This window comes from Olleya sp. Hel_I_94 (assembly GCF_007827365.1).
GTDB lineage: Bacteria > Bacteroidota > Bacteroidia > Flavobacteriales > Flavobacteriaceae > Olleya.
On sequence record NZ_VISI01000002.1, the window covers coordinates 2767263 to 2781045 of the forward strand.

Genomic DNA, 13783 nt, shown 5'->3' on the forward strand with positions numbered 1-13783 from the left:
GTGTTGTTTGCACAAAGCTAACATTTTTTATTAGTGCTCGCTTAGTAGCTCTTCAATAATTTGCAAAAACAGTGGACTATTTTCAATATTGTTTTGTTGTAAATCGCTAACAAATTTTTGTAATCCATAAAGTGTATCAGTATCCTTAATTACAGCATAGCCAATATCAAAGGATTTAAAACTTAATTGCGATATGGATTTATTTAAAAGTTCTAATATATTAAAGTGTCTACGATCCTTTTTAATCTCTTCGTAAACTGTGTCAATTATTATAGGGTTACCTTCAAGTATCTGAAAAAACACATCATCTCTTTTAACTAAAACACCTGTAATGTTATGGCTATTGTTTTTTAACTGTGTTTGATTAAAAAGTGCCTCAAACTCTAGTAAGTTTAGATTAGCATTAGCTTGGCTTTTATAGCAAATGGTTTTTAACATAAATAAATATAATAATAAATTTTAAATAATAATACTGTACTACTTTAAATGAGTGAACCCGAAGTAATCAGCTTCGGGTTCTTTCATCAATCAAAAAACGAACAGTTATGAATAACTGTTTGTTACCGCAACTTAGGTATTATCCTAAGTAAGTTTTTAATATTTTACTTCTAGACGTATGTTTTAATCTACGTATAGCTTTTTCTTTAATTTGTCTTACACGCTCTCTAGTAAGGTCAAAGGTCTCACCAATTTCTTCTAACGTCATTGGGTGTTGGTTACCTAAACCAAAGTATAATCTAATAACATCAGCTTCACGTGGCGTTAGTGTTTCTAAAGCACGTTCAATTTCAGTACGTAAAGATTCGTGTAATAATTCACGATCTGGATTTGGTGACTCACCAGAGTTTAATACATCATATAAGTTAGAGTCTTCACCTTCAACTAAAGGCGCATCCATACTTACGTGACGACCAGAATTTTTCATAGACTCCTTAACATCGTTAATAGTCATGTCTAATTCCTTAGCAATTTCTTCTGGACTTGGTGGACGCTCATGCGCTTGTTCCAAGAAAGCAAAAGTTTTATTTATTTTATTAATAGATCCAATCTTATTAAGCGGTAAACGCACAATTCTAGATTGTTCTGCTAAAGCTTGTAAAATAGATTGTCTAATCCACCAAACAGCATACGAGATAAATTTAAATCCACGCGTTTCATCAAAACGTTGTGCAGCTTTAATTAATCCCAAGTTACCTTCATTTATTAAATCCGGAAGCGTTAACCCTTGGTTTTGATATTGCTTAGCTACCGATACTACGAAACGTAAATTAGCTTTAGTCAATTTTTCAAGTGCAATCTGGTCTCCAGCCTTGATACGTTGTGCTAATTCTACCTCTTCATCTGCGGTAATTAAGTCAACTTTTCCAATTTCTTGTAGATATTTATCTAACGATGCGGTCTCACGGTTAGTAACCTGCTTGGTAATTTTAAGTTGTCTCATCTAAAAAAGTGTGATTATTTTCTTTGTGAATATTTTGCTATCAATAGTTATACGTATACAATCCACTTTTTGTTACAAAAATTAGTAATTATTTTTTGGCGTTACCCATTTAAGCTTTTTTGTAAGCTTAAATGCGTCAGGCTGTACGTTATATCTTTTTTGAAAAAAACAAAAAAGGATGCCACTTCCATCCTTAACGCGCTTACTGTTGCGACTTACTCAAAATCTAATAGCTGTGTGGCAGCAATAAGTTGCTTTAAAGCATCAATTTTACTAAACAGTTTATTAAAAAAACGATTACGTTCTTTTTCTCCAGCAGTATTTAATAATTTACTATTCTGTAACTGCTTTTTTAAAAAGCGTTCAGCTTCCTCACACGTGTGTCTGTCCTCAGTTTTATAATAAGATAGCAAAGTAAAAGGCACATATAACATTTGGTTATTAGGCGTGCTAACCAGAACATTGTTATTCATTAAATGTAACTCATTATAATACAGTAAAAAAGGATGGTCTTCCGACGTTAATTTATTAAAAATAGATGTGATTAATTGTTTTAATAAATCACATAACTGTAACGCAGATTTAGAGCTTACTTGTCCAGCCTGAAAGTAAAAATGTATTTGTTTTAAAGTACTATTAATAGTTGTAATGTCCCAAACTTCCTGCGTGTTTAAGGTGTTATACAAACTACCTAGTCGCTTTCCGGCTTCAATTAAAGATGGGCTTGGAGCAAAATTATCAAAACTTTTACTGGCTAATTTAGGGTTTAGCAACTTAAGCCAAACATAATATTTAAACTGGCTTAAAGCATCACCATTTAAGTTGTAAAATAACGGTATATCCTTAGCCGAATATAGTATAGTACTATCCTTTTGCTTTAATAAGGGTAATAAAGACTGATAAGAATCCTCAAAATAGTGTTGCAATTCTGATTCATTCTCTATTTGCTTCGTTTTTTCAATGGTTACAAACTCATTAGCAGTCGTTTCAAATAACCTATCTAATGACACATTGTAGTATTTAGCCAATGCAACACTTTCATCTAAAGATAATTTACTTTTTAAGCTAACACGTCTATGTGCAGCATCATAACTAATATCTAACGCAGTTGCAACAGCATCTATTACAGAAGTATTATTTGGCAATTGTGCTTTTAAATAAGCTAAAAATGAAGTTTGAAACATGTAGTAATTTATTATTAATTTGCGAAAATCGCAAAAATTACTTTTACTATTGGTGGATTAGCAAAAATTTTATGTGATTATAACAATAATTTTGAATCAAATTTTAAAACTATAATCATGAAAAACTTATTAATTACCATTATATTTTTTGGAGGGTTACAGCTATGTATGGCGCAAAAGGATACTATTTACGTGACCAATAGTAATCAATATCATAGTTATATGGACGACTACTTTAAAAAAGTGACGTTTAAAATTGGAGGAGGTGTTATGTTGCCTCAAGGTAAACTGAAAAATTATTTTGGAGTCTCTCCATTAATCGAGCTAAGTTTAGACTTTCCAGTTACTAATAAAAAGTCTTTAGAATTAGCTTTGCAATTTGTAGTTCCGGATCAAAAACAGTCTTTTAAGTATGTTAGAGCTTTGGATACTATTCAGGCTAAAGCTGCTTTTATGTTTAATCCTATGCTGAGGTTTAAAAAAAACTTGAGTCAAAATGTTAATTCGCAATTACATGTTAGCTTTGGTATTGGTGCTTCTATTATTAAAACAGATGCAAGAAATCCCTTTTATACAGGAGACAATGATACAGAAGAAAAGTACGAAGTTATTACTGCATTTTTAATTTCGCCAACTTTAGATTACGTCAAAAAATTTAGAAATAATGAAGAGTTAACCTTTGGTCTAGGATTAAATTATGCACCTTATAAAATTGAAGGTGCAGTTCAGGAAAATGTGGGATCTGTGTATATAACACCTAGAATATTATACAGTTTTTAGTTTAGCATTATAAAAAAATCCGATGAATGTAATCATCGGATTTTTAAATAGTTTTTTTAAACTCTAACTTGGCCATCACCAAATACATAGTATTTATTGGTTACTAATTGTTTTAGTCCCAAAGGTCCTCTGTGGTGTAATTTGTCTGTGCTTATTGCTAACTCTGCACCAACTCCCATTTGTCCTCCATCTGTAAATCTAGTAGAGGCATTATGGTATACAGCAGCACTATCAATATGATTCATAAAATGTAGTGCTTCAGTAGTGTTTTCAGTTATAATAGCTGCAGAATGTTTACCAGAGTGTGTATTAATCATATCTATGGCTTCGTCTAATGTACTAACTTCACCTATAAGTAGCTTTAGGGCTAAAAACTCTTCCTTCCAAATTGCATCTTCTGTTATTTTTTCAGTAGAATCTAAAACTTTAGCAACGCTATTATCAGATAGTATAGTGACATTATGTTGCTCCAGCTTTTGCTGTAGCATTTTAAGTTTTAATTGGTATTCTGGGATGTTTTTATTTATTAATACCTTGTCTAAAGCATTGCAACCAGAGATTTTATCTGTTTTTGCATTTACTATTACACCAACTGCTTTACTCCAATCGGCTTGTTCTGAAACATATAAAAAGTTGTTACCTCTACCGCTAACTAATACAGCACATGTAGCATGTGTTTTTACAAAATTAATTAAACGCTCTCCACCTCTTGGCACTATTAAGTCCAATGGTTCTGTTGGGTTTTTTAAAAAGGCTTGTGTTTCTTCTCTTTTTAAATGTAAAAGTTTAATCCAGTCTTTAGATAGTCCGTTGTCTTCTAACGCTTGATGCCAACATTTTTCTAAAATAAGGTTACTGTTTAACGCTTCTTTACCACCTTTTAATAAAATTTTGTTGTTGGCTTTAAAAGCTAACACTGCAGCTTCAATGGTGACATCTGGTCTAGATTCGTAAATAATTAATATTGTACCAAAAGGAGCGGTTGTGTTAACAACATTAAGTTGATTTTTAAGCGTTAAATTTGATAGCTCTTGACCAACAGGATCATCTTGACTTAATACTGCTTTAACAGCCTCAATCATTTCATTTACCTTTTTATTGTTTACAATCAGGCGGTCAAACAATGCTTGATCGTCTTTGTTAAAAGCGTCTAAGTCCTTTTTATTGGCAGCAATAATATGTTCTCTTTCATGGTCTAAAATCTGTATCATTGATTTTAGAACGTTATTTTTTATATCTGTATTTAATAGTTTCATTAATTTAAATTTTTAGTTAGGCACAAATAAACTTTGTACCAATTTGTTTATTATCTATAATATCTACCATTACATTTTCGCGTTTACCATTAGCAATATATGTTGGTATGTTTTTACGTGCTGTGACTTTTGCTATTCTTAATTTTGAAGCCATTCCACCACGACCTTCTCCTTCTTTTTTACCAGAAGCACACACGTATTTTTCTACATTCTGGTTAGTTTTAACTTCATGTAATTTAACCGAGTCTTTATGGTCAGGATGACCTGTGTATAATCCATCGGTATCTGACAAAATAATTAATCTATCTGCATCAATTAATTCTGCAACCAAACTAGCCAGCTCGTCATTATCAGTAAACATAGACATGGTTAAGGATACAGCATCATCTTCATTTGCAATAGGTGTAATGCCCTCAGACAACAAACCTTCGTAACAGTTAATCATATTCTCTCTGTATTTTCCTAAGTCAAAATCACGTTTTGTGGCTAAAACTTGAGCGCAACGCATTCCGTAATCATGAAAAATGCTATAATAATGTCTCATCATTCTGGGTTGGCCAACAGATGAGTAGACTTGACGTCGTATTGACGAGTCTTCAATTTGTGTATTTCCTAAAATTTCTTTTCCGGCAATTGCCGATCCAGAAGAAACTAATACGACCTTAATACCACGTTCGTACAATACTGCAATTTGTCTAACTAGTTCTCTTAGTACAGGTCCTAATATTCTGTTGTCTTTATTTGTTAGCACGTTGGTACCTACTTTAACTACTACGCGCTTTATATTATCTTCCATTATTATTTTTCTTTTCCTAATTCAACAGCTCTATCAAACGCAGCGTAAGCAGCATCTTGGATAAGTTGTTTTACATTATTATCTTCCATACTATCAATGGCAGCTTGAGTAGTTCCTCCTTTAGAGGCTACTTTGTCAATCCATTTTTCTGGAGATATATCATTTTGACTAAATAATTCTATTGCACCTTCAAAGGTGTTACTTACTAAAACTTTAGAGTCATAATCCGAAAAGCCCATTTTTAAAGCAGCTTCTAACATGGACTGCATAAAATAAAACACATAAGCTGGACCACTTCCGGAAATTCCGGTTGAAGCATCTATAAAGTTTTCACTACTAACTTCAATCGATGTTCCTGTAGTATCTAATAAATGTCTTATCATTAAAAGCTCTACTTTAGAAACAGATGCGTCACCAGTATACGAGGTTACACCTTTACCAACCTTAGCTGGTAGATTAGGCATGGTTCTGATCACTTTTTTTATACCCAAGCCTTTTTGAATGGTGTTTATAGTAACTCCTGCCATAAGAGATACAAAAATTTGCTCTTTATTTACCATGCGCCTCATTTCTGTAAATAGATCGTCACAGTGGTAGGGTTTTACTGCTAAAAAAATAATGTCTGCCTGTGGTAAGCAATCTGTTAAGGACGTGTAAACATTAAATTTAGGTTGTTGTCTTAAAGTTTCAATTTTTTTAGGATCGGTATCAAAAATTCTTAATTTGTGTTTATTTAATAATGAAGAATTTATCATTCCTTCAGAATAAGTTAAACCCATGTTTCCGGCTCCTATTACTAATACTTTCATAATTTTTTTAATTAATAAATTAACTGTCAGTATTATAATAGCCACAATTACTGTGCGACAGTGCCAAAACGAAAGTTTGATTTAAAGAATTTAGATTTTTATAAAGATTTGTATTGATAATTGTGATATTGAAAATTTAAGAAGTAAATAGGTGGCAATATCTAAATTGATAAAATTAAGAAACGGGTTAATTGTGACAGTCTGTCGGTGACAAATTTTGATATTTGTACCATTCTGTAACAATTAACCCGTTTAAAATAGGGGTGTTTATTTAATAAAACACTATTTTTTTTCGACTAACCCTCTTGTTAGCCAGCCTCTTCTATTTGCTGTTGCAATTGCGTAAGGTGTAATCCAAAACAATCCAAAGGTGTATAAAATACTATATGAGTAAGCCCAAAACCCTTGGTAAGTTTTATATTTTTTAGTAAAAAATAATAAAGAAAACGTTGATAATATTAAGATACTTACTAGAGTAGATCCAAAAAATAACAATGGATGTACCATAACAAAAAACAACATAAATATTATTAAAGGATAACTCATTATTAGTTTAGAAAATTGACTAAAAAATAATAATCTAGTTCCTAATTTATTTCCTTCTCTAAAGTTAGTGAACACATATTTAGCCATTTCTAAATTTTCTCTAACATTACTTCTTCCCCAACGTATAAACATTTTGTATAGTCCTAAATACTCTTCAGGTACATTGGTATAGGCAATAGCATTACTTTGAAATAAAACATGATCACCTTGTTTTAAAATCATATTGGTCATAGCTCTGTCTTCTCCAATATCTGAAGGTTGTCCCATAAAAGTTTGATTAATCCATTCTGGTAAGACTTCAAAAACAGCAGTTCTTTTATATGCAGCTAATGCTCCTGGAGTACATAAAACAGAGTTTAAATTGCTTTCTGCAGAACGTACAAATTCAAAACTCATTACAAAACTTACGTCAAGCATTTTAGGAAGCATCTCTGATTTGTTATTTAGTACCCTAATGTTTCCAGCTACAGCTCCACATTTTTCATTACCTACAAATGGACTAACTAAATTTCTTAAAGTATCCTTAGTAACAATGGAGTCGCTATCTACAGTCACAAAAACATCTCCTTTACCAAGTTTAAAACCACGATACAAAGCATGGCGTTTACCTTTGTTTTTAGGTTGTTTATATATTTCTAAACGGTCTCCTAATTGTTTTTTAGCATCAACCATCCAATCCCAAGTGTCGTCTAAGCTACCATCATCTATTGCTAATAGTTGTAATTTATCTTTTGGGTAGTCGCTTTTATCCAAGCTCATAAGCGTATCCCAAACTTGTTTACCTTCATTATAAGCTGGTACTATAATAGTACAGGTTGGCAATTCTTGGTCAGTCACAGATGTAACTGGTTTGTACTTAAAATAATTATAGGCTGTGTATAAAAAGAATAAAACTTTGTATGCAAATAAAGTAGTTGCCACGTATATAAAAGTCAGCCCAATTTTAGTGCTCATTTGTGACGTATTAAATGCGTCAAAATCATTATGGAATACATAAAAGAAATAGACACCTAAAATAATAAGTAAAAAGGTGCTAATTAACACTAATCTATTTTGTGGACTTCCAGTGATGCCTTTACTATGAAAAAACCCGTTGATTTTATTTACTATTTTTTTTCTATTTGATACAGTTTTAATTGTGTTGGTAGTTTTTGTAGCCATAAAAATTGTTTGTCTTTAAATTAGTGTAATATTAGATTTACGCATCAAAATTTAGTTTAGATGTTTTTTAGTATTTATTTAAGAAAACTTTTTTACGGATTAAATAGTTGAAATTTAGTATTTACTTAAAAACGTAAAAAAGCCCAAATAGAAATAAATCTATTTGGGCTTTTTTTATTAAAGTTTAAAAAGAATTAATCTTCTTTTTTATCTTCTCTAGGTTTTCTGTCGTCACGTTTGTTATCACGTCCACGATTATCTCTACCTCTGTTATCACGTCCACCACGATCATTATTTTCTCTTGGTGGTCTAGCTACATAACCTTCTGGTTTTGGTAAGATTGCTTTTCTAGATACTTTTTCTTTGCGTGTTCTTGGGTCAAGACCAAAATATTTAACGTCAAAAACGTCTCCCATGTTTACTACATCAGTAACATTTTCAGTACGTTCCCATGCTAATTCGCTTACGTGTAATAACACTTCGTTTCCTGGTGCATCCATATACTCAACAACAGCACCAAAATCTAACATTTTGATAACTTTTACTTGGTATACTTTACCAACTTCAGGTTTAAATAATATAGCATCAATTTTTGCCATAACAGCATCAATACCTTTTTTACCAACACCTAAAATTTCAACAATACCTTCTTCTGTAACAGGATCTTCGTTTATTACGATAGTTGTTTCAGTTTCTTTTTGCATTTCTTGGATAACTTTTCCTCCAGGTCCAATTAAAGCTCCAATAAATGCGTTAGGAATACGTCTTGTCACCATTGTAGGTGCATGTTCCTTAACTTCTTCATTTGGTGTAGCAATTGTATCTGTAAGTTTACCTAAGATATGTAAACGTCCATCACGAGCTTGTTTTAGTGCATTTACTAAAATCTCGTATGATAAACCTTTTACTTTAATATCCATTTGACAAGCAGTAATACCATCTGCAGTACCTGTAACTTTAAAGTCCATATCACCTAAGTGATCCTCGTCTCCTAAAATATCAGATAATACAGCGTATTTTCCTGTTTCTTGGTCAGAGATTAATCCCATTGCAATACCAGAAACTGGTTTTTTAAGCTTAACTCCAGCGTCCATAAGTGCCATAGTTCCTGCACATACAGTTGCCATAGATGATGATCCGTTAGATTCTAATACTTCAGATACAACACGTACTGTATAAGGACAGTCTGCTGGTACCATGTTTTTTAATGCACGTTGTGCTAAATTACCATGACCAACTTCACGTCTAGAAGTTCCTCTTAAAGGTCTAGCTTCTCCTGTTGAAAAAGGAGGGAAGTTGTAATGTAAATAAAAACGCTCTTCTCCTTCAAAAGAGGCCATATCTATTTGATTTGCTTCTCTAGATGTACCTAAAGTAACTGTAGCTAATGCTTGCGTTTCTCCACGTGTAAAGATAGACGATCCATGTGTAGATGGTAAATAGTTTACCTCACACCAGATTGGTCTAATCTCGTCAGTCTTACGACCATCAAGACGTAATCCTTCATCTAAAGTTAAATTTCTAATAGCAGCTTTTTCTGCTTTAGCATAATATTTAGAGACTAAATCTCCATAATCTGCTAATTCTTCTTCAGTAAATGTTGCTTTAATTTCTTCTTTAATTTCAGAAAAAGCATTGCTTCTTTCTTTTTTAGAAGATCCAGCTTTAGCGACAGCGTAGACTTTATCGTATGCTAAGTCGTAAATCTTTTTTGCTAAATCGTCATCAGAACGTTCTGCATCGTACTCACGTGTTTCTTTTTTACCAAAAGCTTCTGCTAATCTTACTTGAGCAGCACATTGTACTTTAATAGCTTCATGTGCAAATTTAATTGCTTCAGCCATTTCTTCTTCAGAAATTTCTAACATTTCACCTTCAACCATCATTACAGAGTCAGCCGAAGCACCAATCATCATATCTAGATCAGACTCTTCTAACTGCGCACGTGTTGGGTTGATAATAAACTCACCATTAATACGTCCAACTCTAGCTTCAGAGATAGGCGTTTCAAATGGTACGTCAGATAGTTGGATAGCAGCAGATGCAGCTAATCCAGCCATAGCGTCTGGCATAACGTTGTCGTCATGAGACATTAATTGGATCATCACTTGCGTTTCTGCGTGATAATCTTTTGGAAATAATGGACGTAAAACACGGTCAACAAGACGCATAGTTAATACTTCACCATCACTAGGTCTTGCTTCTCTTTTAAAGAAACCTCCAGGATAGCGTCCAGCAGCAGCAAATTTTTCGCGGTAATCTACTGTTAACGGTAAAAAGTCAACGTCACTTTGTTTGTAGTTAGATACTAATGTACATAACAACATACAGTTTCCTGACTGTACAACAACAGATCCATGTGCCTGTTTTGCTAATTTTCCGGTTTCGATAGAAATAGTTCTACCGTCTCCAAGGTCAATAACCTCTTTAAAAACTTGTGGAATCATAAATTTTTTTAATTCTAATTAAACAATGGTCGTTGTGTTGTGGTAGTAGTAGTTGTGATTGACCAATGAAAAACTGTAATTAGCTTCTTCAATTTTGATTATTATACTCGTTCAAATCGAGTTGTTTGGTATCAAAAAACCACGCTAAAAAGCGTGGTTTTATATTATGATTATTTTCTTAATCCTAATTCTTTAATAATTGCACGATATCTTAAGATATCTTTCTTAGTTAAGTAATCTAGTAAGCTTCTTCTTTTTCCTACTAGTTTTACTAAAGAACGCTCAGTGTTATAATCTTTACGATTTTTCTTTAAGTGCTCAGTTAAGTGGTTGATACGGTAAGTAAATAAAGCTATTTGCCCTTCTGCAGTACCTGTGTCCTTTGCATTTTTACCGTGTTTAGTAAAAATTTCTTCTTTTTCTTTTTGATCTAAATACATTCTAATATTATTATAAATGATTGTTATGTACACGAAAGTTTATCTTTCGAGCCGCAAATATAGTTATTTTTAATGATTTCGTAATTTTTAAAACAAATTCTTCTAAAATTTTTTTAAAAATGTAGTATGAACTATTTTTAGGTCAATATTATTGTTGCCATGTACACAGAGAGCCTAGAAGATCTAAAATCCAATTTTTTGCCTGATGTTTTTAATCATGCTTATCATGGTATTGCAATTGTAGGATTGGATGGTAAATGGATAAAAGTTAATAAAAGTATTTGTGACCTTTTTGGCTATACTGAATCAGACCTGTTAGACTTAACGTTTCAGGATATTACCCATAAAGAAGATTTAGATATTGATTTGGATAGGCTTAACAAGTTAAAAAGTGGTGAGATTAATAGTTATACTTTGCCAAAAAGATACTTTGCTAAAAATGGGAGTATTATTTGGGCACAATTATCTGTGTCTTTAGTTAAAAATGAAAAGGGAGCACCCAAGTATTTTATATCTCAAATACAGGACGTGACCGATTTAAAGAAGGTTGAGAGTGAAAAAGAGGTTTTTACGGAAGTTATTAAAGAACAAAATGAAAGGTTATTAAATTTTTCTAGGATAATTTCTCATAATTTAAGTACGCATGCTGGAAATTTAAAGACTTTGGCCAAATTCACGAAAAATGAAGTGCCCGAAATTAAAACGAATGAAAGTTTTATTTACTTAAATGAAGCGATTACCAATTTAAATGAAACGGTAAAACATTTAAAAAGTATTGCAGAGTCTACTTGGTTTGAAAACGAAGATTTAAAACCGTTACATCTTGGTAAATACATTACCAATGCAATATATAGTGTTAATGCTTTGGCTAAAAATAATGCTTGCCAGATTAAAAATTTAGTTACCGACAATGTTAAGGTGGTTGCTGTTGAAGCGTATTTGGATAGTATAATCCTTAATTTGTTGACCAATGCCATAAAGTATAGAGATGCTAATAAACAATCTGAAGTAGTTTTAAGCACTTATGTTCAAGACGACTTTATTGTTTTGAGTGTTAAAGACAATGGTTTAGGTTTGGATATGAATAAGTATGGTGATAAAATGTTTTCGTTGTATCAAACATTTCATAATAATAAAAAGGCAAGAGGTTTAGGTTTGTTTATTACAAAAAGTCAAGTGGAATCCATAGGAGGTAAGATAGAATTTAAAAGTCAAGTTAATATAGGAAGTCAGTTTTTAGTTTATTTTAAAACAGCTTAATCCAATGTATTATTATTTAAAACTACAACAGTAATGAGACCTATCATAAATGTATTACTTATTGTTTTTGCTTTAGTAAGTTGTGCTAATCAAAAGGATTTAAAGCCTGGTAATTTTTCTAAAGATCAAGTCGCATTAATAACTGCTTTAGACTCTGATCAACCCATGCGTGTATTTAAGATTAATAATACTAAAGATTCCATTTTATTAAGACAGCAAAGTGGATATGTTAAACCAGATCCAAATGATATAACTTTAAAACACTTTACTAATCGTTTGTTCGCAACCGTTAGAGATAGTATGTCCTTAGGTGTTGGTATTGCAGCACCACAAGTTGGAATATTAAAAAATATTATTTGGGTACAGCGTTTTGATAAAGATGATGCGCCTTTTGAAGTTTATCTTAATCCAAAAATTATTAATTATTCTGAAGAAAAGCAGACTAGGAGAGAAGGTTGCTTATCGATTCCTAATCGTGCTGAAACCTTAAATACACGATCTAAAGTTATTACAATTGAGTACGACACATTGAATGCTGAGCATGTAACGGAAGATGTTGCAGATTTTACATCCGTAATTTTTCAGCATGAGATAGATCACTTAAATGGTATTTTGTTTTTGGATCATTTGAATAAAGACATTAAAGATGCTAAATAATAAAAAAGCCTTACTAAATAAGTAAGGCTTTTTTTATGGTTTATCAATTAAGCTCTTAATGGCTTATTTGTAATTAAGTCTATATATTGGTTGACTCTGTTTTTTAAATCTTTACGTTGTGTAATAAAATCTAGAAAACCATGTTCTAACAAAAACTCTGAGGTTTGGAAACCTTCTGGTAACTCTTGTCCTGTTGTATCACGCACAACACGTGGTCCTGCAAATCCAATTAATGCACCAGGCTCTGAGATGTTAATATCACCTAACATGGCAAATGATGCTGTCGTACCACCTGTTGTTGGGTCTGTTGCTAACGATATGTATGGTATACCTGCATCTGCTAGTTGTCCAAGTCTTGCCGATGTTTTTGCTAATTGCATTAAAGATAATGCTGCTTCCATCATACGTGCTCCTCCTGATTTAGAGATGACCATTAATGGTACATTGTGTTTTAAAGAATACTCTGCAGCACGTGCTATTTTTTCTCCTACAACACTACCCATTGATCCTCCAATAAAAGCAAAGTCCATACATGCGATTACTAAATCCTGACCTTTTGACTTACCAACTGCACAACGTACAGCGTCTTTAAGGTTTGTTTTAGCTTCGGCTGCTTTTAAACGGTCTGGATATTTTTTTGTATCCTCAAATTTTAATGGGTCTTTCGAGGTTAGATTTGCGTCTAACTCCTTAAATTTATTGTCATCAAATAGTATTTCAAAATACTCTTTGCTTCCTATTCTTACGTGGTAACCGTCTTCTGGGCTTACGTAAAAGTTTTTTTCTAGCTCTTTAGAGTCTACTATTTTTCCTGTAGGAGATTTGTACCACAATCCTTTTGGAATGTCTTTTTTCTCTGCAGTTTCGGTTGTTATTCCTTTTTCTTTTCTTTTAAACCAAGCCATATTGATTTACTATTTTGGGATTAAGATTAGTAGATGTTTTCTAGTAATCTATTCTAATTTTAGTTTTAGTTTGCTTTATACAAGCGTACAAAATTACATTT

Annotated in this window: 13 protein-coding genes; 3 read left to right on the top strand and 10 right to left on the bottom strand. The window is 32.2% G+C overall.

What is annotated here, in order from left to right:
* Positions 1-30: 30 nt before the first annotated feature.
* From JM82_RS15480 to JM82_RS15490, 3 genes are all read right to left on the bottom strand, one after another.
* Positions 31-438 (bottom strand): BLUF domain-containing protein, encoded by a 408-nt coding sequence (locus tag JM82_RS15480; RefSeq protein WP_145006133.1) that lies wholly within the window; start codon positions 436-438, stop codon positions 31-33.
* A gap of 139 nt (positions 439-577) precedes the next feature.
* Positions 578-1441, bottom strand: a complete 864-nt coding sequence (locus JM82_RS15485) for an RNA polymerase sigma factor RpoD/SigA (protein ID WP_038527047.1) — start codon at positions 1439-1441, stop codon at positions 578-580.
* 215 nt (positions 1442-1656) lie between these two features.
* Positions 1657-2625 carry a hypothetical protein gene (locus JM82_RS15490; protein WP_145006135.1) on the bottom strand — a complete coding sequence of 323 codons (969 nt, stop codon included), beginning with the start codon at positions 2623-2625 and terminating at the stop codon, positions 1657-1659.
* Between the two features lie 117 nt (positions 2626-2742).
* Between JM82_RS15490 and JM82_RS15495 the strand changes: the two genes are divergently transcribed.
* On the top strand, positions 2743-3405 hold the full coding sequence (locus JM82_RS15495; RefSeq protein WP_145006137.1) for a hypothetical protein: 663 nt from the start codon (positions 2743-2745) through the stop codon (positions 3403-3405).
* Positions 3406-3461: 56 nt separating this feature from the next.
* On the opposite strand, the gene JM82_RS15500 is transcribed toward JM82_RS15495, so the two are convergent.
* The 6 genes from JM82_RS15500 to rpsO all read right to left on the bottom strand — a co-directional run bounded on the left by JM82_RS15500 (position 3462) and on the right by rpsO (position 10860).
* Positions 3462-4661 (bottom strand): glutamate-5-semialdehyde dehydrogenase, encoded by a 1200-nt coding sequence (locus tag JM82_RS15500; protein ID WP_145006140.1) that lies wholly within the window; start codon positions 4659-4661, stop codon positions 3462-3464.
* Between the two features lie 16 nt (positions 4662-4677).
* Positions 4678-5457: a glutamate 5-kinase gene (gene proB, locus JM82_RS15505; protein WP_145006143.1), complete on the bottom strand. Its 780-nt coding sequence runs from the start codon at positions 5455-5457 to the stop codon at positions 4678-4680.
* A 2-nt stretch (positions 5458-5459) separates the two neighbouring features.
* Positions 5460-6266 carry a pyrroline-5-carboxylate reductase gene (proC, locus tag JM82_RS15510; protein WP_145006146.1) on the bottom strand — a complete coding sequence of 269 codons (807 nt, stop codon included), beginning with the start codon at positions 6264-6266 and terminating at the stop codon, positions 5460-5462.
* A gap of 282 nt (positions 6267-6548) precedes the next feature.
* Complete coding sequence (locus JM82_RS15515) at positions 6549-7973, bottom strand: glycosyltransferase (RefSeq protein WP_145006149.1); 1425 nt, start codon at positions 7971-7973, stop codon at positions 6549-6551.
* A 194-nt stretch (positions 7974-8167) separates the two neighbouring features.
* Positions 8168-10420, bottom strand: coding sequence for a polyribonucleotide nucleotidyltransferase (locus tag JM82_RS15520; RefSeq protein WP_145006152.1), 2253 nt, complete (start codon positions 10418-10420; stop codon positions 8168-8170).
* Positions 10421-10590: 170 nt separating this feature from the next.
* A complete protein-coding gene (gene rpsO, locus JM82_RS15525) occupies positions 10591-10860 on the bottom strand; it encodes a 30S ribosomal protein S15 (RefSeq protein ID WP_145006839.1) in 270 nt (89 codons plus the stop codon).
* A gap of 159 nt (positions 10861-11019) precedes the next feature.
* On the opposite strand from rpsO, the gene JM82_RS15530 reads away from it, so the two are divergent.
* On the top strand, positions 11020-12120 hold the full coding sequence (locus tag JM82_RS15530) for a sensor histidine kinase (RefSeq protein WP_261375469.1): 1101 nt from the start codon (positions 11020-11022) through the stop codon (positions 12118-12120).
* A 33-nt stretch (positions 12121-12153) separates the two neighbouring features.
* The gene (gene def, locus JM82_RS15535; protein WP_145006158.1) at positions 12154-12777 is read left to right on the top strand and encodes a peptide deformylase; all 624 of its coding nucleotides are present in this window, start codon (positions 12154-12156) and stop codon (positions 12775-12777) included.
* 47 nt (positions 12778-12824) lie between these two features.
* On the opposite strand, the gene accD is transcribed toward def, so the two are convergent.
* Complete coding sequence (gene accD, locus JM82_RS15540; protein ID WP_145006161.1) at positions 12825-13682, bottom strand: acetyl-CoA carboxylase, carboxyltransferase subunit beta; 858 nt, start codon at positions 13680-13682, stop codon at positions 12825-12827.
* Positions 13683-13783: the final 101 nt, after the last annotated feature.

Coding starts and splice junctions, on each gene's coding strand:
- JM82_RS15480 (WP_145006133.1), bottom strand. CDS start 438: ATGTTAAAAACCATTTGCTATAAAAGCCAAGCTAATGCTAATCTAAAC.
- JM82_RS15485 (WP_038527047.1), bottom strand. CDS start 1,441: ATGAGACAACTTAAAATTACCAAGCAGGTTACTAACCGTGAGACCGCA.
- JM82_RS15490 (WP_145006135.1), bottom strand. CDS start 2,625: ATGTTTCAAACTTCATTTTTAGCTTATTTAAAAGCACAATTGCCAAAT.
- JM82_RS15495 (WP_145006137.1), top strand. CDS start 2,743: ATGAAAAACTTATTAATTACCATTATATTTTTTGGAGGGTTACAGCTA.
- JM82_RS15500 (WP_145006140.1), bottom strand. CDS start 4,661: ATGAAACTATTAAATACAGATATAAAAAATAACGTTCTAAAATCAATG.
- proB (WP_145006143.1), bottom strand. CDS start 5,457: ATGGAAGATAATATAAAGCGCGTAGTAGTTAAAGTAGGTACCAACGTG.
- proC (WP_145006146.1), bottom strand. CDS start 6,266: ATGAAAGTATTAGTAATAGGAGCCGGAAACATGGGTTTAACTTATTCT.
- JM82_RS15515 (WP_145006149.1), bottom strand. CDS start 7,973: ATGGCTACAAAAACTACCAACACAATTAAAACTGTATCAAATAGAAAA.
- JM82_RS15520 (WP_145006152.1), bottom strand. CDS start 10,420: ATGATTCCACAAGTTTTTAAAGAGGTTATTGACCTTGGAGACGGTAGA.
- rpsO (WP_145006839.1), bottom strand. CDS start 10,860: ATGTATTTAGATCAAAAAGAAAAAGAAGAAATTTTTACTAAACACGGT.
- JM82_RS15530 (WP_261375469.1), top strand. CDS start 11,020: ATGTACACAGAGAGCCTAGAAGATCTAAAATCCAATTTTTTGCCTGAT.
- def (WP_145006158.1), top strand. CDS start 12,154: ATGAGACCTATCATAAATGTATTACTTATTGTTTTTGCTTTAGTAAGT.
- accD (WP_145006161.1), bottom strand. CDS start 13,682: ATGGCTTGGTTTAAAAGAAAAGAAAAAGGAATAACAACCGAAACTGCA.